Origin of the sequence: Aeromonas sp. S41-2 (assembly GCF_027705845.1) — a bacterium.
GTDB classification, from domain to species: Bacteria; Pseudomonadota; Gammaproteobacteria; order Enterobacterales; family Aeromonadaceae; genus Aeromonas; species Aeromonas hydrophila.
In genome coordinates, this window is the sequence record NZ_JAPDCG010000001.1 from 709335 (window position 1) to 730931 (window position 21597).

General features: G+C 60.4%; 22 protein-coding genes. 13 read left to right on the forward strand and 9 right to left on the reverse strand.

What is annotated here, in order from left to right; translation table 11 throughout:
• Positions 1-31 precede the first annotated feature (31 nt).
• Positions 32-415 (forward strand): DUF3461 family protein, encoded by a 384-nt coding sequence (locus tag OKC44_RS03190; RefSeq protein WP_011705091.1) that lies wholly within the window; start codon positions 32-34, stop codon positions 413-415.
• A gap of 180 nt (positions 416-595) precedes the next feature.
• Here OKC44_RS03190 and ptsG read toward each other — a convergent pair whose 3' ends face one another.
• From ptsG to OKC44_RS03220, 6 genes are all read right to left on the reverse strand, one after another.
• On the reverse strand, positions 596-2026 hold the full coding sequence (gene ptsG / locus OKC44_RS03195) for a PTS glucose transporter subunit IIBC (protein WP_016349865.1): 1431 nt from the start codon (positions 2024-2026) through the stop codon (positions 596-598).
• Positions 2027-2458: 432 nt separating this feature from the next.
• Positions 2459-3430, reverse strand: a complete 972-nt coding sequence (locus OKC44_RS03200) for a MalM family protein (RefSeq protein ID WP_270811002.1) — start codon at positions 3428-3430, stop codon at positions 2459-2461.
• 91 nt (positions 3431-3521) lie between these two features.
• Positions 3522-4847 carry a maltoporin gene (locus tag OKC44_RS03205; protein WP_319867471.1) on the reverse strand — a complete coding sequence of 442 codons (1326 nt, stop codon included), beginning with the start codon at positions 4845-4847 and terminating at the stop codon, positions 3522-3524.
• A gap of 528 nt (positions 4848-5375) precedes the next feature.
• A complete protein-coding gene (locus tag OKC44_RS03210) occupies positions 5376-5816 on the reverse strand; it encodes a flavodoxin (RefSeq protein ID WP_270811008.1) in 441 nt (146 codons plus the stop codon).
• Positions 5817-5892: 76 nt separating this feature from the next.
• Positions 5893-6666, reverse strand: a complete 774-nt coding sequence (gene truC, locus OKC44_RS03215) for a tRNA pseudouridine(65) synthase TruC (RefSeq protein ID WP_270811010.1) — start codon at positions 6664-6666, stop codon at positions 5893-5895.
• Positions 6663-6998, reverse strand: coding sequence for a YqcC family protein (locus tag OKC44_RS03220; protein WP_011705085.1), 336 nt, complete (start codon positions 6996-6998; stop codon positions 6663-6665). The genes truC and OKC44_RS03220 overlap by 4 nt, the downstream gene beginning before the upstream one ends.
• Before the next feature lie 263 nt (positions 6999-7261).
• On the opposite strand from OKC44_RS03220, the gene OKC44_RS03225 reads away from it, so the two are divergent.
• From OKC44_RS03225 to OKC44_RS03245, 5 genes are all read left to right on the forward strand, one after another.
• On the forward strand, positions 7262-8290 hold the full coding sequence (locus OKC44_RS03225; protein WP_039212953.1) for a DUF3549 family protein: 1029 nt from the start codon (positions 7262-7264) through the stop codon (positions 8288-8290).
• Positions 8291-8359: 69 nt separating this feature from the next.
• Entirely contained in the window at positions 8360-8659 is a 300-nt protein-coding gene (locus OKC44_RS03230) for a DUF3301 domain-containing protein (RefSeq protein WP_011705083.1), read from the forward strand.
• Positions 8660-8716: 57 nt separating this feature from the next.
• The gene (locus tag OKC44_RS03235) at positions 8717-8953 is read left to right on the forward strand and encodes a DUF2789 domain-containing protein (protein WP_011705082.1); all 237 of its coding nucleotides are present in this window, start codon (positions 8717-8719) and stop codon (positions 8951-8953) included.
• A gap of 88 nt (positions 8954-9041) precedes the next feature.
• Positions 9042-9338, forward strand: coding sequence for a hypothetical protein (locus OKC44_RS03240; RefSeq protein ID WP_042067584.1), 297 nt, complete (start codon positions 9042-9044; stop codon positions 9336-9338).
• A gap of 3 nt (positions 9339-9341) precedes the next feature.
• A complete protein-coding gene (locus OKC44_RS03245; RefSeq protein ID WP_065476234.1) occupies positions 9342-10127 on the forward strand; it encodes a Zn-ribbon-containing protein in 786 nt (261 codons plus the stop codon).
• A gap of 69 nt (positions 10128-10196) precedes the next feature.
• On the opposite strand, the gene syd is transcribed toward OKC44_RS03245, so the two are convergent.
• Positions 10197-10745, reverse strand: a complete 549-nt coding sequence (gene syd / locus OKC44_RS03250; RefSeq protein ID WP_011705080.1) for a SecY-interacting protein — start codon at positions 10743-10745, stop codon at positions 10197-10199.
• 157 nt (positions 10746-10902) lie between these two features.
• Here syd and queF point away from each other — a divergent pair, with 157 nt between their 5' ends.
• The 7 genes from queF to OKC44_RS03285 all read left to right on the forward strand — a co-directional run bounded on the left by queF (position 10903) and on the right by OKC44_RS03285 (position 20026).
• Complete coding sequence (queF, locus tag OKC44_RS03255) at positions 10903-11751, forward strand: NADPH-dependent 7-cyano-7-deazaguanine reductase QueF (protein WP_171282346.1); 849 nt, start codon at positions 10903-10905, stop codon at positions 11749-11751.
• Positions 11752-11889: 138 nt separating this feature from the next.
• Positions 11890-14160 carry a hypothetical protein gene (locus tag OKC44_RS03260; RefSeq protein ID WP_270811018.1) on the forward strand — a complete coding sequence of 757 codons (2271 nt, stop codon included), beginning with the start codon at positions 11890-11892 and terminating at the stop codon, positions 14158-14160.
• A 90-nt stretch (positions 14161-14250) separates the two neighbouring features.
• Positions 14251-15870 carry a GGDEF domain-containing protein gene (locus tag OKC44_RS03265; RefSeq protein ID WP_043162988.1) on the forward strand — a complete coding sequence of 540 codons (1620 nt, stop codon included), beginning with the start codon at positions 14251-14253 and terminating at the stop codon, positions 15868-15870.
• 150 nt (positions 15871-16020) lie between these two features.
• Complete coding sequence (gene ppnN / locus OKC44_RS03270) at positions 16021-17376, forward strand: nucleotide 5'-monophosphate nucleosidase PpnN (protein WP_011705076.1); 1356 nt, start codon at positions 16021-16023, stop codon at positions 17374-17376.
• 130 nt (positions 17377-17506) lie between these two features.
• Positions 17507-18310, forward strand: a complete 804-nt coding sequence (gene xni / locus OKC44_RS03275) for a flap endonuclease Xni (protein ID WP_270811021.1) — start codon at positions 17507-17509, stop codon at positions 18308-18310.
• Positions 18311-18456: 146 nt separating this feature from the next.
• Complete coding sequence (locus OKC44_RS03280) at positions 18457-19464, forward strand: isocitrate dehydrogenase (protein ID WP_029303727.1); 1008 nt, start codon at positions 18457-18459, stop codon at positions 19462-19464.
• 121 nt (positions 19465-19585) lie between these two features.
• Positions 19586-20026, forward strand: coding sequence for a hypothetical protein (locus OKC44_RS03285; protein ID WP_011705073.1), 441 nt, complete (start codon positions 19586-19588; stop codon positions 20024-20026).
• A 70-nt stretch (positions 20027-20096) separates the two neighbouring features.
• Here the strand turns inward: OKC44_RS03285 and rlmM are convergent, their stop codons facing one another.
• Together rlmM and OKC44_RS03295 are read right to left on the reverse strand one after the other, a co-directional pair.
• Positions 20097-21191 carry a 23S rRNA (cytidine(2498)-2'-O)-methyltransferase RlmM gene (rlmM, locus tag OKC44_RS03290; RefSeq protein ID WP_016349849.1) on the reverse strand — a complete coding sequence of 365 codons (1095 nt, stop codon included), beginning with the start codon at positions 21189-21191 and terminating at the stop codon, positions 20097-20099.
• On the reverse strand, positions 21184-21570 hold the full coding sequence (locus tag OKC44_RS03295) for a DUF423 domain-containing protein (RefSeq protein ID WP_011705071.1): 387 nt from the start codon (positions 21568-21570) through the stop codon (positions 21184-21186). The genes rlmM and OKC44_RS03295 overlap by 8 nt, the downstream gene beginning before the upstream one ends.
• Between the last annotated feature and the right edge of the window lie 27 nt (positions 21571-21597).

A 21597-nucleotide genomic window follows, 5' to 3' on the forward strand; every position in this document is an offset into this window, starting at 1 on the left:
GGTCAGGATCGTTTCAAACCGAGGAAGCCCGATGTACGAGAATCTGAAGAGCCTGGGGATCCAGGAACCCACCTCAGTGGACAGCTATACCCTGCGCCAGGAAGCCAATCACGACATCCTCAAGATCTACTTCAAGAAACAGAAGGGCGAGTTCTTCGCCAAGAGCGTCAAGTTCAAGTATCCGCGCCAGCGCAAGACCATGCTGGTCGATTCGGGCACCCACGAGTACAAGGATGTCACCGAGATCAACGCCAACCTCAAGTACGTGGTGGATGAGCTCGACAACCTGACCCAGGGCGTGCACGTGCAGGCCGACCCGGACATCAAGCAGAAGATCTTGCGCGACCTGCGCCACCTAGAAAAAGTGGTGCAGAACAAGATCAGCGAAATCGAGCGGGATCTGGAAAAGCTCTAAACCGGTCTGATGCAACAAAGGCGCCCATGGGCGCCTTTTTCTTTTAACTCAAAAGCGATAGCAACATTGATACCGCGCCGGTCGAAACATGCACCACCGCATCCGGCTACCCTATGACGCCCAGCAAAAAGGGAGGCTTGCGCCTCCCTTTTTAACAACTCTGGTATTCAGGCAACAGGATTAGTTGCTCTTCATCCAGATGTCCATGTCGGTTTTCAGGTTGTCGGACTTGGTACCGAAGATGGCTTGTACGCCGGAACCTGCCACTACCACACCGGCAGCGCCCAGTTTCTTCAGACCAGCCTGGTCAACCTTGGCCACGTCTTTCACACCGACCCGCAGACGGGTGATGCAGGCGTCCAGCGAAGCGATGTTCTCTTTGCCACCGAAGGCAGAGACCAGTGCGGCAGACATCTCGTCCTTGCTCTGACCAACGCTCTCTTCGGCCGCTTCGTCTTCACGACCCGGGGTTTTCAGGTTCATGGCACGGATGACCACGGTGAAGACCACGTAGTAGATGACGGCATAGACCAGACCCAGACCCACCAGCAGCAGCATGTGATCGGCACGCGGGGATTGCACCACGAAGTCGATGAAGCCGTTGGAGAAGGTGTGACCGTGTACCACGCCCAGGGAGTTGGTCAGCACGTAGGCCAGACCAGCCAGCACGGCGTGGATGGCGTACAGTACCGGGGCGATGAACAGGAAGGAGAATTCGATCGGCTCGGTGATACCGGTCAGGAAAGAGGTCAGGGCGGCAGAGGCCATGATACCTACGATCTTGGCACGGTTTTCCGGCTTGGCGGAGTGCGCGATGGCAAACGCGGCAGCAGGCAGACCGAACATCTTGAACAGGTAGCCACCAGCCAGCTGACCGAAGCCGTTGCCGGCAGCGCGGGAAGCGTCGTCAGCAGTCAGGAAGCAGGTCATGATGCCGTGTACGGTTTCACCGGCAGCGTTGACACAGGTACCAGCCTGATAGAAGAAAGGTACGTTCCAGATGTGGTGCAGACCGAACGGGATCAGGGAGCGCTCAACCACGCCGTAGATACCAAAAGCCAGTACCGGGTTCTGGTTGGCAGCCCAGTCGGAGAAGGCACCGATGGCAGCGCCCACCGGCGGCCAAATGACGGACAGGATCACGCCCAGGCCAATGGAGACGAAACCTGTGATGATGGGCACGGCGCGTTTGCCGGCGAAGAAGCCCAGATACTCGGGCAACTGGATCTTGTAGAAGCGGTTGAACGCCCATGCGGCCACGCCACCGGCGAGGATACCGCCCAGGACGCCGGTTTCGATGGTCTCAACGCCCATCACAGGCGCCATGACCTTCAGGGTGGCAACCATGATGCCGTAGCCAACGATGGCTGACAGACCGGATACGCCGTCGTTATTGGTAAAGCCGAGGGCCACACCCACTGCGAACAGCAGGGCCATCTGACCAAATACGGAACCACCAGCCTGCTCCATCAATTGGGAGACAATTTCCGGCAACCAGCTGAAGTGGGCAGCCCCCACCCCCAGCAGAATACCTGCAACGGGCAAGACCGATACTGGCAGCATCAGCGCCTTACCGACCTTTTGCAGATTAGAGAAAGCATTTTTTAACATGTGTGCGCTCCTGAATGGAATGTCTTACCGTAGACGCTTCAGTCCAATTTATAGACGATCATCAACATCATCTCTCATCGGCATGAATTCGACGCGGGTTTGTTTATTTTGACCAACTGAATATAACCCAGCAGATCGCAAATATCTTCCATCAGGGGTAAGCGAATAAAAAATTTGGAGGGGAGATCACAAGATAATTTCGGCGGGAATTTTCAGCTAATTACGGATATATTTCGGCATCTTCATGCTAAGCCATAAATATGAAAAGTGCTGTTTCGCATTGTATTTTAGCCAATCAAATTAATACTCAACGAAACGCATTGTAACTTAATGTAACCATTTGCTGTTTTTTCTATTTTAGTCTACCGATTAAAAAGGCCTCCAACAAGGGAGGCCTCAAATAAATATTATATTTTAAAGACCGGGCAATATTCAGCCCTTTTGGGAGCGCTTCACCGCATCAATAAAGATCGATTTCGCCTTGGTCGAGCCCGCTCGTTCAGCCTCGCTGACCAGTTGCATCGCCTTGTCAATGTCACCGGCTTTCACCGCTTTTTCGATCTGGGATTGATAGAAGGCCTCGGTTTCGTTCAGCATGGCGGGCGCAGGCTTGGCAGGCGCGGCTACCGCAGCGGTCGCCACAGTGCCTGCCGCAACGGCCGTCGCCGCCGGTGCAGCCTTGCTCATTGCTACCTTGTCGGCATATTCAGGCTTGAAGACCGCTTCCAGTCCCTGCCCTTTTGCCATGTCGGCCACCTTGATCTGTACCAGGCCCCATGGGGAATGCGGGATCACGGGGTCCTTGATATCCGGTTCAACCGTCCCGTTGGCTCTGGCAAACGCCTTGGAGGGGTGCAGTATGGTGGTGCTGCCTGCCAGCTTGTTGGCCGGGGCATAGACAATCATATAGGTCTCGGCCGCCGGATTGCCCGGCATGCTGCGGTCGACGAACAACTTGCCCTCAATCCTGTCGTTATCGAGCAGATGGGCCGGCTGATAGGTGAATACCGATTCACCCAGCACGCGCGTCACCTTGAACTGGGCATCCAGCATGATGACCTGCGGGATCAGCACCGTCTTGCTCACCTGGGATGCGATGCTGATGGCCAGATTGCCGGTATTGGCCGGCAGGCGATAAGCGGCGAAATAGCTCATCCCCTCGTCAAACTGAAAACTGGGTTGCTTGCTGTCGAGGGCCAGCAGAGTGTCGCCCTCCGGCAACGCCACATAATTGAAATCGCTGAAAGCGGCACAGCAGCTGGTCGCCTGCGAGAGCGCCTGCTTGGCCTGATCGGCATTACTCAGGATGGATGCATGATCCTGCACGGGGACCAACATGCTACCGGAACAACCGGCCAACAGCGCAGTAACCACGGCTGCGATAGACATCTTTACCAGTTTCATTCTTCTTATCTCCATAACCCGGTTGCCGTTACCCGGCGAAACAAAACTGCCCCCATACGGGGGCAGTGACTAACTTAACTTAAACAGCTGCTTACCACCAAGCTTCCGCTTGAACACCAACTTGGTAGGTGTCTTTGGAGGTATCACCTTCGAACACTTTCTTGTCTTCGTCGTTGGCCAGGTAGGAGGCGAACACACGGATTTCAGGACGGGCCCAGAAGCTGGAGCCGGCAGACCAGGCTTGAGCCAGAGTCAGCTTGTAGCCAGCGTCTTTCTCATCAGCCTTGTTGGTAAAGGTATTTTTTTCTTTGAAGTAACCGCCTTCGAAGATGGTCTTGTTGAAGTCATCCCACTTGTACATCGGGCGAACAACGACGGACATGGTTTCAAACTTGTCTTGAGTGTCCCACATCTCGTTGCCTACACCGTAGACCAGCTGGTGACCCATCTCCCAGGAGTTGCCCATCGGGATGACACCCCAGTTGATGAGGCGATAACCATCGGCACCGTCTTTGGCCTCAGCACCATACCAAGAGCCGTCACCGTAGTAGGCCATGGTCTTGGAGTAGCCTTCAGTACCGTACTGCAGCACGGTCTTGTTGAAACCACCCAACACACCCTGAGTCAGTTCGGCGGTCAGCATGACGCCGTCTTTCATGTTGTTGTTTTTCAGCTGTTTCTGAGCGTCGGTCTCGTTGACCAGGGCATACATGGCGCCGACTTCCAGAGATGCTTCACTCCACAGCGGGATACCGGCATAACGCAGGTCCAGCGTGTTGACGTTCAAGTCTTCGTTTTTACGATAGATAGGATTACCGGTAGTCGGGTCTGTTCCAATCTGGTTGTACTGACCGAACACATCGGCCGCGCTGCGGTCGTTGCGGACCCAGGCGAAGGAGAGCTTGCCAGGACCAGCCTGGATGCCTTCGATACCGGCACCGGCACCGGAGATGTTCCAGTAGTAGAAGTCAGAGATATGGATGTCGTGACGTTGGTAGAAACGCTTACCAGCCCACAGGGTGGCTTCCGGGGCGAAGCCCAGCAGACCCTTGGCTTGCACGTTGAACTGGCGCAGCGCGAAATCGGAGTCGCCGTTACACTGCTTGGCATCGAAGTTACAAACGGTGCCGGTACCTTCCCAGTCGTTGGAACCGTTGGAAGTCATGGCAAACATGGAGTCAACGTAGAAAGTCTTGCCGTCCTTGTTGAATACTTCCTGACCCAGCTGAACTTCGCCGTAGGTATCATTTTCGTTACCCAGACGACCAACCTTGTTCACGTTGTATTTCACCATGTCGCCGTCACCGGAAACGCCGACACCTGAACGGAAGTAGCCGTGGAAATCAACGGCGAAGGCGGCTTGGGAAGCCAGGGCTGCGGTTACTGCTGCAGCGATCGGGAGCCACTTTGCTTTCATTTTCATTTTCCTTATTCCCGCTGAGAGGAGTGTGATCCTGAATATCCAAGTTCTTATCACCATAAAAACGTTTAGGTGATAACCGAGGCCGATTATAGGTAGCCAATTTCGGGACAAACATGAGCTGATTCACAAAATGGCGACAAATCGCCCAGCATTGGCCGTGGAGGGTTTTGTACGATGATAATCGACCTAACCATGCAATAATTCACCACCCAAACGGGAGCAAAAGCGAAAAGATCCATCATGAAACCGCTACCAACCATTAATTCGCTTCGATGAATAAGTTATAAATATTCAAATTGATGACAAAAACATGACTGAAATCGCTTTCAATGGGGAACTTTTAAATTTGAGACATGTCGGCTGCCCCCGAAATAAATCGCTGAGCAAAGCGGGGATGACGTGGAAAATAACCGGATAAATATCGGGCAAATATGGTCAGTTGAGACTGCTGATTATCGCAAAATAAACATCCCCGCCAGACGGGCTGAGCGGGGATGAATAAAGGATAAAAACGGACGATCGCTACAGTTTATTTAGCCAGCCATTGAGCCAGGCCAGCGCCACCTTTTCCGGCTCATCGTCGACGGTGGCATCTATCTCCAGCCGGGGCAGCAGAGGACTGGCACCGAGCTCCTGCAACAGCGCATCGAGGTGACGACCGGCACCGCAAAAGTGCTCGTAGCTGCTGTCTCCCATGGCGATCAGTGCATAACGCCACCCTTTCATGTAGGGGGCCCGGTCAGCCAGGGCGGTGGCCAGTGGCTGCAGATTGGGCGGAATATCGCCTTGCCCCGTGGTAGCCGTGATGACCAGCAAGAATCGACTCGCATCAAGATCTGCCAGCTCGGCTTCCTCGAACACCTGGCAGCCGTGCCCCGCCTGCTCCAGCTGTGCCGCCAGCGTCTCGGCCACCAGCATGGCTGCGCCGTATACGGTTCCCACCACTATGTCTATCTGCGCCATCACGGACCCCTTTGACCAACATGGATGCCCAGCATGCCACAGCAACAGCTTGGGCAACACCCCGCGATCGTCAGCCTCAGTAGTCGCTCTCGCTGGCGGGCCAGCCCAGCTCGGCAAACAGCTGCAGTACTTCCTGCCCCAGCGGCGCCTGGATCCGCATCGGCACCTTCAGCACCGGATGCTCAAAGCTGAGGGTGCGAGCCACCAGCAGCAGGCGATCGCAACCATAGTGCTCGCGAAAGAAGCGGTTGTGGCGGCCATCACCATGGGTGGTGTCACCGACGATGGGGTGGAATAGATGATCGAGATGGCGGCGCAGCTGATGCTTGCGGCCTGTCTTGGGGAACAGCCGAACCAGGCTGTAGCGACTGGTGGGGTGTTTCTTGGAGACCGCATGGGGCAGCTCGACCTGATGCAGGCGACGAAACGCGGTCACCGCCTCCTGGGCCGGACGATCCGGGTCGCTCATGGCGTCGGCGATCTTGTCCAGCTGCTCCTTGAGCGGATAGTCGATGAGCCCCTGCTCGGGGGCCCAGCCACGCACCAGCGCCAGATACTCCTTGTGCACCTGACGGGCGGCAAAGGCTTCGGTCAGGATGCGAGCCACGGCGGGATCGAGGGCAAACAGCAGCACCCCCGAGGTGGGCCGGTCGAGCCGGTGTACCGGGTAGACGTGGCGACCGCCAATGAGATCCCGGGTCATCTGCATGGCAAACCGGGTCTCGGCCTTGTCGAGCCAGCTGCGGTGCACCAGCAGGCCGGAGGGCTTGTTGACCGCCACCAGCCAGTCATCCTGATAAAGCAGGGTCAGCTGCAAGGCGTTATCTTCCTGTGCCTGCTCACGCATCATTGCTCAACCACTTTGCCGGAGAGCAGCAGATCGAAGCGGGCGATCAGGCGCAGCAGGGCTTCGACCTCGGCTAGCTCCTCCTTGTAGACTTCGCTGGCCATGGGATAGAGGGAGACGCTGCTGGGCAGCGGTGCTTGCAACAGCACCAGCTGCTCCATGCGCGGGATCAGCACGAACTGCAGCCACTGATCGAAGCTCAGGGTATCGACGCAAAATGGCAGCTCGCTGGCCAGGGCCTCTTCACCCGGATGGGCCGCTTGCCAGCGTTCCAGACGTTGCAGCTCGGCGGTCAGTTCACCCAACAGGCCGGCTACCAGCAGATATTGATTCATTGCGTTCTCTTCCTCATCACCACACACCGTCCGCCGCCAATCCTGTGTCGCTGGCGGCAGGCCGAACTTTGCAAAAAAGGGCGTTACTATACACCCTCCCCCCTATCCTCTGCCATGCCCCTTGCGGCCGACAATACGGGCGAAGAACCATGGCGGCTCCCGCTCTAGGCGTACCGGGCCAGATGCCGGGCGGCGCGCCCCCACTGGCTATCTTGTGCAACCTCCTTATAATCGGCCCGCATCACCCTTAGCCGGATCACCTCATGTCCACCATCAATACGCTGACCGAATTCTTGACCCAGGCCGACACCCAGTTTCAACTGTTCGACATGGGCCGCCAGGTGCGACCGCTGGCGAGCGACACCTTCGAGCGCATCGAGCAGCAGCAGGAGCCTTACCCCTGGCCCCTGCAGCAGCACGCCTGGCTCGGTGTCCACTTCTTCCAGCCGGCCGAATCCCGTCACTACCTGTGGTTTCTCAAGTTTGCCCTCGACGAGCGCGGTCTGCTCATCGCCAGCGGCCCCAAACACTTCATGGATCAGGTGGTGGAAACCCTGGGCTACAAGCTGACCGGCGAACTCGATGAAGAGAAGGCCCAGCGTCTGGCGGAGAATCCCTACACCTTCCGCCCGGCCGAGGCCAAGATGGCCAGCCTGCACGCCAAACTGGCCCGTCAGCTGGAGCAGGCCCCCTCGACCTACTTCGAGGGGCTCTGCCACTATCTGGCGGCCCCGACGCCAGAGGGATGGCAGACCCTCGGCGTACAGGGTTTTGCCGATCTGGCTGAGCGGCTGCAGGATGAACGCAACCTGGCGCTGGTGTGCAAGGCGCTGCCAAAACTGCCGCAAGAGCCGCTCTACGCCCTTTGCCAGAGCCTGGAAAACGCCCCGTTGCCGCCGGCCGTACAGGGTGCCCTGTTCGAGCGCATCGGCAAGGAACAGGAGTGTGCCGAGCCCAATGCCGAGACTCTGGCCTACCTGTGCCGGGCACTGGCCTCCTGCAACGGCAGCAGCATGCGCACCAACAAGCTGCTGACCCTGCTGCAAACCCAGCCGAGCCCGGCCCTGCTGCTGGCCATCGCCGGTCGGCTCTGGCCCGATCTGAAGGACGCCGGCCTGCTCAGCCTGTTCCTGGAACAGCTGGCCCTGCAGCCGACCCAGTTCTTCAATCAGGTATTTGCCGAGCTGGTGACCCTGCCGGCCCTGCGCAATGATATGCTGGCCAGGCTGCGCGACCCCGAGCGCAGCGACGCCCTGGGCCAGGCCATCGGTCGCCTGTTCGCCTCGGCCTGATGATGTCGGCGGCCCGCCACCATGGCGGGTCGCCTGTCGCCACGGATCACACCCCGGAAGGAGCCCGCGATGGGTGAAATGTTCGCAATCTTGCTGCTTATCCTCGGTGCCGGTGCCTTCTGGCACCAGCGGCGTCAGGCCGAGCTCGCCTGGCAATACATGCGCCGCTACTGCCAGCATCACGACCTGCAACTGCTGTCGCTGGCCCGCAGCCACCGTGCGCTGGCCCACCAGCCGCTGCGGCTGCTCACCTATTACGAGTTTGAATTCTCCAGCGATGGCGAGAGCCACTATCTGGGGCAACTGCGCATGCAGGGGCTGCAGGTGGTCGGTGTCGAGCTGCCACCCCACCGGGTGCCCACCCTGTAAATCTACTGCCACGGGGCGGGCCTATAATGTTCAGGAATGCCTCTTGGGAGAGATGAGATGGAATTCCTGACCCACGATCTGGCCGCCCTGTTTGCCCAGCTGGGGCTGGCCAACGACGAGCTGAGCCTGCACCGCTTCATTCACGAGCACCGCTTGGACAACCAGACCCTGCTGCCGGAAGCCCCCTTCTGGAACCGCGCCCAGGCCGACTTTCTGCGCGATGCCCTGTGGAACGATGCGGACTGGTCGGAAGCCATCGACGAACTGGATGTGCTGCTGCGCCGGCCCGACTGACCCTTGCCCCGCTGTTCAGCGCCCCGCGCTTTGGTTAAGCTCTCTGCCCGTCCAGCCCGAACCACTTTTCATCCTGCGCAGGAGTCCCATGTCAGCCCAAGAGATCATCCGCATCGCCAATGAACTGGCCGCCAAGGGGATCACCCCCTCCACCGCCATGGTCAAGGCCCGCCTCAGCCAGCCCGTCCCCATGGCCGAGCTGCTCAAAGTGCTGAGCCAGTGGAAGCAGCAACCCGCCAGTGCCCCGGAAGCCGGAAGCACAGCGCAGATGGCCCCCTCGCCCGCCGCCGAGCCCACCCTGCTGCAGCTTGCCGAACGGCTCGAGCGGCTCGAACAGAAGGTGGATCGGCTGACCGAGCTGCTGCTCCAGCAGGGGAAACAGTAAGCCATGTACATCCTCGAACTCTGCTTTGAGTGCTATCGCGACACCTCGCTGGGCGAGGCCGAGCGGGCCATCGTCAACTACCTCGACATGCTGCGCTATCAGGGCCAGATCCTCGGCCGGGAGTTCCCCACCAGCATGCACGAGGGCTATTTCGTCAGCCGGGTGGTCTGCCCGGAGCAGGACAGCCTGCACCCGGACAACCAGAGCGAGCAGGTCAAGCTGGCCGAGCAGCAGCTCAATCAGGCCGGGCTGCTCGCCCCCAAACTCCAGTTGCAGGGGGCGGATCTGCTCTCCGACAGCACCGACCCTTGCGGCCATGATGGCGAGCGCCCCAGCTGGATGCTGCTCTACACCAGCTTCCTGCACACCTGCTCGCCGCTGCGCTGCGGCGACCACTTCGCTCCCATCCCGCTCTATCGGCTGCCGGCCGTCGCCAACGGCGACCACAAGCAGATCATCAAGTGGCAGGAGGATTGGGAGGCGTGCGATCAGCTGCAGATGAACGGCTCCATCGCCGAGCATGCGGCGCTGCATGAAATCGGTGAAGTGGGCAGCCGGCTCCAGCGCCGTGGCAGCGATCTCGGCAAGCGGCTGGAAGCCCTCACCGGCATTCCCACCTACTACTACCTCTACCGGGTAGGCGGCCGGAGTGCAGCCGAGGAGAAAGCCCGCCCCTGTCCGAGCTGCGGCGGCGAGTGGGCGCTGGCCGAGCCCCTGCACGACATCTTCGACTTCAAGTGCGACCCCTGCCGGCTGGTCGCCAACCTCTCCTGGGATTTCAAGGACTGAGCCCGGCGGTAAACCAAACAAAAGCGCCTTGCCAATTGGCAAGGCGCTTTTCATTGCGGCTGACACTCTTTATTGCGGCAGGGTCTCCAACCGCTCGAGGAACGCCGGCAATGAGGGGGCCAGCACCAACCGACGACCCGAATCGAGCCACTCCAGCCACACCTGCCCGCTCTCGTTGTCGAGCGACACCAGCGTCATCTCGTTGCGGGTGGTGGCGATGAACAAAGAGGGTGAGCGCTTCAACTTGCGCAGCATCAGCAGGTGACCGATGAGGTTCTCCTTGAGCAAGTCGAGATCCGCCTCGTTCCAGGGCAGCACAAACTCGAGCCGCAACCCCTTGTAGAGGCAGGGCACAGGGCGGCTGAACCAGCCACCAAACAGGGCCTGCGCGGCCGGATGCAGGGTCAGCTCGAGCGCCTCGTTCATCGCCGTGAAATCGGCGGGCTCGGCGCGCCGATGCGGGCGCCAGGCCACCCGCCCCTCCTTGGGCTCATCCAGCTCGCAGGGGGAGCGCCAGTCTGCCTCCCACTCACACAGGGGCAGCCCTCGCCTCGCCTCGCCGTCGCGCTGCCAGCGCAAAAAAAAGTGTTCCAGGGCAGACAAGACTTGATCCGACATCGAAATTCCCCACAATTGCTGCCAAAGTTCGCTATTGCACCATCAAAGCCATGAGCAGACAAGGTGCAGCGCGGATCGCCAGCCGGCGCTCCCCGCCTTGCCGCCCTCATCGGGCGCATGCTCTGCCATCGCCCATTCAACGTTCGAGTCAGCACACATGAGCAAACAAGAGAGATACGCCGGAGCCAGCGCCCTGCAGGGGCTGAGCCTGGGTCAACAGTCGGCCTACATCAGCCAGTACACCCCGACCCTGCTGCAGCCAGTGCCCCGCAGCCTGAACCGCGACGACCTCGGTCTTGGCGGCGAACTGCCGTTCCAGGGTTGCGATGTCTGGACCCTGTACGAGCTCTCCTGGCTCAATGCCAAGGGCAAGCCCATGGTCGCCGTCGGCGAGGTCTCGGTCCCCGCCACCAGCGCAAACCTCATCGAATCCAAGTCGTTCAAGCTCTATCTCAACTCCTTCAACCAGACCCGCTGTGACTCGCTGGAAGCGGTGCAGGCCATGCTGGTCAAGGACTTGAGCGCTTGTGCCGGTAGCGACGTGAGCGTCACCCTGTTCCCCCTGGCCCAGGCTCCGCACCACATTGCCGCCCTGCCGGGCGAGTGCATTGACGAACAGGACATCGCCGTGGACTGTTACGAGTTCGATGCCGACCTGCTGCAAGGCGCGGCCGGCAGCCAGGAAGTGGAGGAGACCCTGCACAGCCACCTGCTCAAGTCCAACTGCCTGGTGACCAGCCAGCCGGACTGGGGATCCGTGGTGATCCACTATCGCGGCCCGCAGCTGGACCGGGAAAAACTGCTGCGCTACCTCATCTCGTTTCGCCAGCACAACGAGTTCCACGAGCAGTGTATCGAGCGGATCTTCACCGATCTCAAGCACTTCTGCCGCCCGAGCCAGCTGACGGTCTACGCCCGCTACACCCGCCGCGGCGGCCTGGACATCAACCCGTTTCGCAGCGACTGGGAAGTGGTGCCGGCCAACCTGCGCCTGATCCGGCAATAACCCGTCACCCCGCCGGGCCTGCAGCAAGCACTGCCACGGCCCGGATCGCGGGGCCGGCGCGCAATCTGTCAGTAAACTCTGGACGCACGGGGGCGGGCTTGGATAACATGCCCTCACTCCCGTGCTGCCCTTAATCCAATGAATCAACTGTTTTTTCTGGCAATGATGATGTCCTCCCTGTCGGCTCCTGATCTGGATCTGGCCAAGGAGCAGTTGTCCATCGATCTGCAACAGGCCCAGACCCTGGTGCTGACCGATCCCGCCAGATGCGTGCAGATCACCTCAGCCTTCCTCACCCGCACGGCCAATAATCCCAAGCAAATCATCAGCAATCGCCAGGAGTACGGTTACCGCGAGCCGCTGTTGAGCTATGGCACCGCCGCCCAGGCCACCGGTGCCCACCTGCTCAAGGGGGAGTGCCTGCTGCAGCTTGGCCAGTTCCAGGCGGCCCAGAAATCCCTCGATCAGGGCATCGCCATGGCGGCCAAGGAGCAGCAACTGGAGCTGCAGGCCCACGGCCTCTATCTGAAGATCCGCAGCCAGAACCTGCAGGAGCGCTCCCACGGCGCCAGCGGCGGCCTGCTCGGCCAGCTGGAGACCCTGCTCAGTACCCCCAGCCTGAAAGAGAGCCAGTTGCAGGTGTACAGCCGGCTGCTGCGCACCAACGCCAGCATAGAGGCGCACCAGTTCGACGAGGCCAAGCGCCAGCTGGCCGAAGCCCGTCGCTGGGCGGATCAGACCAAGAATCCGCTGGCCAGTGCCTGGGTCAGCGCGGTGAGCGGCGACCTTTACCACGCCCTCAAGCAGCCCCAGCTCTCGCTGGGCGACTACATCGATGCCCAGCAGCAGGCCAGAGGCTTGCAGGATCCGCTGTTCCTTGGACTGCTGTCGAACCAGATAGTGAACCTCTATCAGGAGGAGCAGGAGCCGCAGAAGGCGCTGCAATACGCCAACGAGGCGGCCAACTACTTCCATGCCCTCGGCAATCCTTCCCTGCTGAGCGATGCCCTCATCGTGCTGGCCCGCCTCAATCGGGAGCAGGGCGAGATGAACATGGCGCTGGTCTACTTCTTCAATGCCCTGGATCTGCTGGACGAGGGCAACAACCGCACCCGCATCGCCCACCTCAAGTACGAGATAGGCAAAACCTATCTGGAAACCGGCAACCTGACCCTGGCCCGCAACTACCTCACCGCGGCCCGCCAGTCCCACGAGCTGGGGGACGACAAGGAGCCGCTGATCGACACCCTGCTGCTGCTGGGTGAGCTGCACCTCAAGCAGAAGGAGGCGGGCATCGCCATCCTGCAACTGGAAAACGCGCTGGCACTGGCCAACCAGATCGGCGACGCCCAGCGCCAGTTCGAGATCTTCCGCCTGCTCTCGGCGGCCTACGAGCAGAAGGGCTATCTGCAGCAGGCGCTGGACAGCTACAAGAATTTCCACCAGCGCAGCGAGCAGGTCCGCCAGCAGCAGGTCGATCTGGAGCAGGAGGCGATCCGCGACAACTACGCCCAGGTGGAGCGAGAGCAGCAGATCAAGGAGCTGCAGCAGCAGCTGAGCACCAGCAAACATCAGCAGGATCGCTACCTCTGGTCGAGCGTGGTGACCGGTCTGTTGCTGACCCTGTTCATCTACCTGTTCTTCACCCTCTGGCTCAAGCTGCGGGTCGCCCGGCAGCAGGGCAAACAGCTGGGCGAGGCGCTGCTGCTCGAGCCACGCACCGGGCTGGCCAACTGGCAGCGACTGATGAGCCGCTGGCCGCGGGAGATGGCCAAGCGCCAGCAAAAATCCGAGCGCTGGTATTTAAGCGAACTGCCCACCAGCGAGTTTGACGACAAGCTGCACTACCTGCTGTTTCGGGTGCCCTTCCTGGTCAACAGCCTGGAACAGCACGGTTATCAGGTGAGCCGCGAGATAGAGCAGGCCTTCGGCGCCTACGTCAACGGCCTCACCCCGCAGGATGGTCGCATCTACGACCTGCGCGAAGGCCACCTGCTCTATGTGGTGCCCCAGCGCCATGTGGAAGACCTGCACCGACTGGCCCGCGAGCTGCTTGCGGCACTGGCCGAATTCCCCTGCCAGCACCCGCTCGATCGCCACATCAGCCTCGGCATCGTCAGCCACCCCTTCCTGCCCAAGGCGGCCACCGCCCTCGATCATCACGGCCTGTTCGACCTCTGTTATCTGGCACTGGCAGGAGCCATTCAGCTCAGCGAAAAACACCAGCAAAGCGTCTGGCTGGAGCTGGCCGCCATCGATTGCCAGCAGGCCGCATTTTTTAATGGGGATGTGTGGCAATGCTGCTTGATGGCAATTGACAAGGGACTGGTAAAAGTAAATTCTTCTCATGAAAAGCAATGGGTTAATTGGCTTCGACTTTCACGGACGAAAGCGCCGGTTGATCAATGACAAATAGATAATCAACTGGGTCTGGAACTGGGTTCGACCGCTGTTGCTATCCAACACAACAACGATAATGACAACAGGGCGACCTGAATAATGAATGATATCGCTGCCGTAGCCGGACAATTGGCCAGACTCAGGGAATCCCTTCAGCAAAAGCAGCTGGAGTTGGACGGCGTCGTCTCTTTCTCCGACACCGAACGCGCCCGCAGCATCCAGTTCATCGCCAAGCTGATGCAGGCCTGTCGCGGCCACGATCGCGAGCTGGACAACAAGCTCGCCAAGCTCAAGCAGAAACTCGATGGCAACCCGCCGCTCTCCTCCCTCGATGCCGACCTCGCCGTCATCGAGAAGCTGCTGCAGCAGCACGGCAACGCGCTGGAAGAGTCCATCTCCCTGACCAAGTCCGCCATCGAGCTCGGCAGCAAGCAGCTCAAGGCCCTCAAGGGCTTCCCGGAAGATACCCGCAAATCCCTCAAGGAGTTTCTGGCAAGCCCGGATGGCTATGGCATCGGCGATCACCAGAAAAAGGTGATCCGGTTGCTGGAGTTCTACCAGCAGGCCATCAAGATCCAGCTGCTGCCCACCCAGCCTCTGCTGGCCCAGAGCACGCCCGCCGGCAACCAGGCCGAAACGGTCACCGACCTTGCCGCACCGGAGCCGGGCGCCCCCTTTGACGTCAAGGTGCACGCCCACATTGCCGACGAGCTGCAGCGCCTCATCACCGAACTCGACTTTGCCGGCGCCGTCGGCGAGAGCCTGGCAGACATTCGCCGCCAGCTGCTCAATGGCATCACCCCTCCCCTGCTGGCGGAGATCTGCCTGCAGGTGATCGAGCTCATCATCGAGGGCACCCGCGAGGAGCGCAAAGCCTCCCAGGCGTTTCTCAGCACCCTCAACGAGAGCCTCTCGGCGGTCCACTTCAGCTTCACCGAATCCCTCGACGAGGGGCGCGCCCTGCAAAGTGCCACCCTGGATACCCGCAAGGCCATCGACAGGGAGCTGAAGGCCATTGACCATACCCTGGCCAGCCATGACACCATTGATGACCTCAAGGGGGCCATCTCCGGCCACATGGGGGCCATCAACCTGCTGCTGCAGGACAGGGAGGCCATGGCCGCCCGCGAGCGCCATCTACTGACCCGCCTCTCCACCATGGAGGCCAAGCTGCGGCTGATGAAGGAGGAGACCGCCGAATACAAGAAGCGGCTCACCATCCAGAAACACAAGCTGTTCCTCGACAGCCTGACCCAGGTGCACAACCGGGCAGCCCTCGACGAGCGGCTCGAGCTCGAATACAAGCGCTGGCTGCGTTACAACACGCCGCTGTGCCTGGCCATCATCGATATCGACCACTTTAAGCACATCAACGACAACTACGGCCACATGGCTGGTGACAAGGCGTTGAAGGTGGTGGCCAAGGCACTGCAGGGTGCCCTGCGCGACACCGACTTCATCGCCCGCTTCGGCGGTGAGGAGTTCGTGGTGCTGCTGCCGAACATCAACCCTGACAAGTTCCAGAAGCCGCTGGAGACCTTGCGCCAGACCATCAAGAGCATTCCGTTCCGTTTTCGGGATGCCAGGGTCGAGATCACCATCTCCATCGGTGCCACCCTGTTTAGGGAGGGGGATCACACCACGGACGCGTTCGAGCGGGCCGACAAGGCACTCTACAGCTCCAAGAACTCGGGTCGGGATCAGGTCAATCTGGCCTGATCGGCGACTAAAAAAGCAGCAAACGCACTTTCCCCCTATTCCCCTGCCCCACCGCTTACATCTACTATCAAATTCAAGGGATGCCACAGGGCATCCCGTTTTCTCCCCAGGGAAAAGCACAACGATAACAAGCGAGTGAAAGGGGAACCTATGATTACGCACATCAATCCAGTCGGCAGCATGGACTTGCTGTCCCAGCTCGAGGTGGACCGCCTCAAGCAAACCGCTTCCAGCGATATCTATCAACTGTTTCGCAACTGCTCGCTGGCGGTACTCAACTCCGGCAGCCATACCGATAGCTCCAAAGAGATACTGGAGCGCTTCAAATCCTTCGATATTCATGTGATCCGGCGCGAGCGCGGGGTCAAGCTCGAGCTGTTCAACGCCCCCGAGCACGCCTTCGTCGATGGCGAGATCATCCGCGGCATCCAGGAGCACCTGTTCTCCGTGCTGCGCGACATCCTCTATGTGTCGACCCAGCTGGAGTCGAACCGGCTGGTCAACCTGACCAGCTCCACCCACATCTCCAACGTGGTGTTCGCCATCCTGCGCAACGCCAAGGCGATCCTGCCGGGCGCCGACCCCAATCTGGTGGTCTGCTGGGGCGGTCACTCCATCAACGAGATCGAGTACCAGTACACCCGCGCGGTAGGCAGCGAGCTGGGCCTGCGTGAGCTCAACATCTGCACCGGCTGCGGTCCGGGTGCCATGGAGGGCCCGATGAAGGGCGCCGCCGTCGGCCACGCCAAGCAGCGAGTGCGCAACGGCCGCTACATCGGCCTCACCGAGCCTTCCATCATCGCCGCCGAGCCGCCCAACCCCATCGTCAACGAGCTGGTGATCCTGCCGGACATCGAGAAGCGGCTGGAGGCCTTCGTGCGCCTCGGCCACGGCATCATCATCTTCCCGGGCGGGGTCGGTACCGCCGAAGAGCTGCTCTACCTGCTCGGCATCATGATGCACCCGGCCAACGAACGGCAGCCCATGCCGATCATCCTGACCGGCCCGAAGGAGAGCGCCGATTACTTCCGCGCCATCGACGACTTCGTCAAGGCGACCCTGGGCGAGCCGGCCACCAGCCTCTACCGGATCATCGTCGGCGATGCCCCGGAAGTGGCCCGGGTCATGAAAGAGGCGATGCCGAAGATCCGCGAATACCGCAAATCGGTCGGCGATGCCTACTCCTTCAACTGGTCGCTCAAGATCGAGCCGGAGTTCCAGCTGCCGTTCGAGCCGGATCACGCCAACATGGCCAGCCTGGATCTGCACCGCAACCAGCCACCCCAGCTGCTGGCGGCCAACCTGCGCCGTGCCTTTTCTGGCATCGTCGCCGGCAACGTCAAGGAAGGGGGCATCCGCGCCATCGAGAAGAAGGGTCCCTTCAAGCTGCACGGCGACAAGGAGCTGATGCACCTGATGGACAAGCTGCTGGAGAGCTTCGTCAAGCAGCAGCGCATGAAGCTGCCGGGCAGCCAGTATGTGCCCTGCTACGAAATCGTGCGCTGACGGGCAGCACAGCTGAAACGAGGGGCGCATGGCGCCCCTTTTTTGTCGCAGGGGATGCCCGCGGCCATCAATCCCCCATCGAGCCCGCTGGTTTGTTACAATGGGGCGTCCCGACTGCCAAGAGTGCCCCATGTCAAACCCAAGGCCACACCTGCTCATCATCGATGCCCTCAATCTCATTCGCCGGCTGCACGCGGTACAGGCCCAGCAGGCGCTGACCCCGGCCCAGGCGTTGATCGCCACCCGTGCCAACCTCATCAACACCTGCCGCAAGCTGCTGGCCGCCAGCGAGCCGACCCACGTCATCGCGGTGTTCGACGGCGAGGTTCACAGCTGGCGCAAGGAGGTCTATCCGGCCTACAAGGAGGGGCGAACCCCCATGCCGGCCGAGCTGCGCGAGGGGTTGAACGAGCTGCAGGATGCCTTCTGGGAGTGCGGCGTGGATGCCCTGCTCTCCCAGACCGACGAGGCGGATGATCTCATCGCCACTCTGGCCAGCGGCATTGCCCAGCACGGAGCCAGAGCCACCATCATCTCCACCGACAAGGGGTTCTGCCAGCTCATCTGCCCGCAGATCCAGATCCGCGATTACTTCAACAAGCGCTGGCTGGATGCCACCTTCGTCGAGCAGCAGTACGGGGTGGCGCCGACGCAACTGGTGGATTTCTGGGCTCTGACCGGCATCAGCGGCTCCAACATCAAGGGGGTACCCGGCATCGGCCCCAAGACCGCTACCCAGTTGCTGCAGCAATACGGCGATCTGGCCAGCCTGCTGGCGGCCTGCCAGCAGGAAGACGCCGCCAAGGCGCTGCTCAAGCTGCGCCAGCACCAGGATGAGGCCCTGCTGGCCCAACGGCTGGTGCGGCTGCAGCGGGACATTCCGCTCGGCTTCAACCTGCGGGAGATCCGCTATCCACCGGCTCCCGAAGCCTGAGCAAGCGAAACCGCCAAGCATGACCGGACTCACTCTCGCTGTTGACAAAAACAGATAGAATGTAAAGAAACATGGAGGGTTAGGTGTAGAAATGGTATAAAACCGCCGAATCCTCCCCCTCTGTTCCCTAGAAGTGGATACGTCTCATGTCAAAAAGAAAAATTACCGTCATCCCGGGCGACGGCATCGGCCCCAGCATCATCGAATCCGCCATCCAGATCCTGACCCACGCCGGTTGTGACTTCGAATACGAATACGCGGACGCCGGCCTGGTGGCGCTGGAGAAGCACGGCGAGCTGCTGCCCCAGGCGACGCTGGATCTCATCGAGAAGAACAAGGTCAGCCTGAAGGGCCCGCTCACCACCCCGGTCGGCGGTGGCTTCACCTCCATCAACGTCTCCCTGCGCAAGAAATTCAACCTCTACGCCAACGTCCGCCCGGTGCTCTCCTTCAAGGGGACTCGCAGCCGTTATGACAACATCGACATCATCACGGTACGCGAGAACACCGAAGGCATGTACTCGGGTGCCGGTCAGAAGCGCAGCGATGACAACAAGAGCGCCGAGGCGATGAGCATCATCACCCGCGAAGGGGCGGAACGCATCGTCAAGTTCGCCTTCGAGCTGGCGCGCCAGGAAGGGCGCAAGAAAGTCACCATCATCCACAAGGCCAACATCCTCAAGTCCACCTCCGGCCTGTTCCTGGAAGTGGCCCGTGAAGTGGCCAGCCGCTACCCGGACATCCAGAGCGAAGAGATGATCGTCGATGCCGCCTGCATGAACCTGGTGATGTACCCGGAGCGCTTCGACGTCATGGTCACCACCAACCTGTTCGGCGACATCCTGTCGGATCTGTGCGCCGGTCTGGTGGGGGGCTTAGGGATGGCGCCCGGTGCCAACATCGGCGATGGCGCCGCCATCTTCGAAGCGGTGCACGGCTCGGCGCCGGATATCGCCGGCAAGAACATCGCCAACCCCACTTCGGTGATCCTCGCCTCCATCCAGATGCTGGAGTATCTGGGCATGCAGGACAAGGCCGAACGGATCCGTGAGGCGGTACGCGCCACCATCGAATCCGGCGACCGGGTGACCCGGGATCTGGGGGGGACAGCCTCCACCAGCGAGTTCACCCAATCCATCATCGACCGTTTGTAATCACATCCAAGATATTGATTTTTAAAGGGAGCTTAGGCTCCCTTTGTTTTATCTTGCGGCGCTCTCCCCCCTTTGTCGATTGGCTACTATGTTCAATAGATAAGGGATAAGGAGATCCATTATGCGCGCTATCGTTACCCTGCTGCTCATCAGCAGCAACGCCATGGCAGTAGACAGACCGGTCGAGAATGCCTGGCCGCAATTGCCCCCCTCTTCCCAGCAGGCAAGCCAGGTCTGGCGCTCCAACGTGGATACCAACGACCTGCTCAAGGCACCCAAACCGCTCTCCTTCGGGATGGATGTCGTGACCGACAGCGATGGCAACAGTCAGGTCACTCCCTACCAGAAACTGAACCTGACCGCCGAGAAGAGCGTGAGCCTCTCCTTCGAGCAGCACAAACCCAGGATCAAGTTCAAGACCGCCGGCATGAACACCTCCATCAAGCTGCGTGGCAACGGGGTGAAGCTGGAGTTCAGTCCGACCGATCGCACCATCCCGCTCGACATCGAGCTCAAGCTCACCGACGGCGAATCCTCGCTGCGTTTCGATTACCGTTTCTGATGGCGCAGAAACGACAAGGCCGACAACCCGTGGATTGTCGGCCTTGTGGTCAGTGGCTCATCGCCAGCAATTACTCCTTGGCGGATAGCTTGGAAACCCAGTACTTGTTGTAGACGTGCACCGTGATCTCTTCGCGATCGTGATAGAGCTGCTTGGCCTGGATCACGAAGGCATTGTCGATCTCCTTGAGCAGCTCGCGCAGCACCTCGATGTTGTGCACCGCCTCGGCGTAGCGCTTCTTCATCGGCAGCTTGAGGTTGAACATTGCCTCCTGGCAATCGCTCTCCCGGAACCAGTCGGCGATCATGTGGGTGACCCGCGCCGGCTTGTCCACCATGTCGCACACCAGCCAATAGGTGTTCTTCTTGCTCGGCCGCCACACGAAACCATCATCGCGGATGTGCTTGACCTGACCGGTATCCATCAGGGACTGGGCCATCATGCCGTTGTCCACCGCCGTCACCATCATGCCGCGACGTACCAGTTGATAGGTCCAGCCACCCGGGCAGGCGCCCAGATCGACGGCCTTCATGCCGGAGGTGAGGCGCAGGTCCCACTCTTCCCGCGGCACGAACACGTAGAAGGCCTCTTCCAGCTTGAGGCTGGAGCGGCTCGGGGCATCGGCCGGGCAGCGCAGACGCGGGATGCCCATGTGGAATTCGGAGTTGTTGAAGGAGTAAGAGTACCCCAGCAACACGTGATCATTGGCCAGGAAAAAGGCGTGGAACACCGGCCGGTGCGGGGTCTCCTTCTTGGTCAGCAACTCGTTGCCGCGCAGCGCCTGGCGCAGCGGCACAGTGAACTTGCGGCAGAAGGCCGACAGCTCTTTTGCCTCGTTGGTATCGGCGGTTTCCACCCGCAGATCGCCGCAGATGGCGTAACCCTGGGTCGCCTCCAGGATGGGGGTGATGCGATCCGACAGATCCAGATCCTTCAGCTCATGGGTCACCACCAGCATCTGGCGAATGAAGATCAGCTCTCTGAACGGCAGCTTGCGTGCCAGCAGATCGGCCTGCTCCTCGTCATACAGCTCGAATATCACGTAACCGCTGTCGTCCTTGACCCGGGCGAAACCGTAGCACTGCATGTTACTGGCACGCTCGGTGATCTCTGCCGCCGCCTCTTTCTCAAAACCGGGGCGGCAATAAAGCAGCAGATTATTCATTTTTTCCTCCAAGACGACAGCCAGCCCATATCAGAGCCGCCCATCCCAACATAAAACAGAGGCCACCGGCCGGGGTAATCAGCCCCAGCCCCTTGCTGCCGAGCAGCACCATGGCATAAATACTGCCGGAGAATCCCAGGATCCCCAGCACGAAGGCGGTGCCGGCAAAGGTGATGACCTTGCTGCGCACACCGCACCACCCCAGCACCAGCAGGGCCAGGGCGTGGAAAAACTGATACTGCACGGCGGTATTGAACGCCGCCAGACGCGAAGGCTCGATCCCGCTGGCCGCCAGACCATGGGCACCGTAGGCCCCCAGCAGGGTTGCCGTCAGGCCGAAAACGCCCGCCAGCACCAGCCAATGTCGATGGAATTGCATCCCTTGCCTCCTCGTCGTTCCGCTTCC

Bases quoted from the DNA above. Each gene is read 5' to 3' on its own strand.
- truC (WP_270811010.1), bottom strand. From the start codon at position 6,666: ATGATGCGTGAGCAGGCACAGGAAGATAACGCCTTGCAGCTGACCCTG.
- OKC44_RS03245 (WP_065476234.1), top strand. From the start codon at position 9,342: ATGTACATCCTCGAACTCTGCTTTGAGTGCTATCGCGACACCTCGCTG.
- OKC44_RS03260 (WP_270811018.1), top strand. From the start codon at position 11,890: ATGAATCAACTGTTTTTTCTGGCAATGATGATGTCCTCCCTGTCGGCT.
- OKC44_RS03280 (WP_029303727.1), top strand. From the start codon at position 18,457: ATGTCAAAAAGAAAAATTACCGTCATCCCGGGCGACGGCATCGGCCCC.
- OKC44_RS03235 (WP_011705082.1), top strand. From the start codon at position 8,717: ATGGAATTCCTGACCCACGATCTGGCCGCCCTGTTTGCCCAGCTGGGG.
- OKC44_RS03265 (WP_043162988.1), top strand. From the start codon at position 14,251: ATGAATGATATCGCTGCCGTAGCCGGACAATTGGCCAGACTCAGGGAA.
- ptsG (WP_016349865.1), bottom strand. From the start codon at position 2,026: ATGTTAAAAAATGCTTTCTCTAATCTGCAAAAGGTCGGTAAGGCGCTG.
- OKC44_RS03210 (WP_270811008.1), bottom strand. From the start codon at position 5,816: ATGGCGCAGATAGACATAGTGGTGGGAACCGTATACGGCGCAGCCATG.
- queF (WP_171282346.1), top strand. From the start codon at position 10,903: ATGAGCAAACAAGAGAGATACGCCGGAGCCAGCGCCCTGCAGGGGCTG.
- OKC44_RS03225 (WP_039212953.1), top strand. From the start codon at position 7,262: ATGTCCACCATCAATACGCTGACCGAATTCTTGACCCAGGCCGACACC.
- OKC44_RS03205 (WP_319867471.1), bottom strand. From the start codon at position 4,847: ATGAAAGCAAAGTGGCTCCCGATCGCTGCAGCAGTAACCGCAGCCCTG.
- rlmM (WP_016349849.1), bottom strand. From the start codon at position 21,191: ATGAATAATCTGCTGCTTTATTGCCGCCCCGGTTTTGAGAAAGAGGCG.
- OKC44_RS03200 (WP_270811002.1), bottom strand. From the start codon at position 3,430: ATGAAACTGGTAAAGATGTCTATCGCAGCCGTGGTTACTGCGCTGTTG.
- OKC44_RS03190 (WP_011705091.1), top strand. From the start codon at position 32: ATGTACGAGAATCTGAAGAGCCTGGGGATCCAGGAACCCACCTCAGTG.
- ppnN (WP_011705076.1), top strand. From the start codon at position 16,021: ATGATTACGCACATCAATCCAGTCGGCAGCATGGACTTGCTGTCCCAG.
- syd (WP_011705080.1), bottom strand. From the start codon at position 10,745: ATGTCGGATCAAGTCTTGTCTGCCCTGGAACACTTTTTTTTGCGCTGG.
- OKC44_RS03240 (WP_042067584.1), top strand. From the start codon at position 9,042: ATGTCAGCCCAAGAGATCATCCGCATCGCCAATGAACTGGCCGCCAAG.
- OKC44_RS03230 (WP_011705083.1), top strand. From the start codon at position 8,360: ATGGGTGAAATGTTCGCAATCTTGCTGCTTATCCTCGGTGCCGGTGCC.
- OKC44_RS03220 (WP_011705085.1), bottom strand. From the start codon at position 6,998: ATGAATCAATATCTGCTGGTAGCCGGCCTGTTGGGTGAACTGACCGCC.
- OKC44_RS03285 (WP_011705073.1), top strand. From the start codon at position 19,586: ATGCGCGCTATCGTTACCCTGCTGCTCATCAGCAGCAACGCCATGGCA.
- xni (WP_270811021.1), top strand. From the start codon at position 17,507: ATGTCAAACCCAAGGCCACACCTGCTCATCATCGATGCCCTCAATCTC.
- OKC44_RS03295 (WP_011705071.1), bottom strand. From the start codon at position 21,570: ATGCAATTCCATCGACATTGGCTGGTGCTGGCGGGCGTTTTCGGCCTG.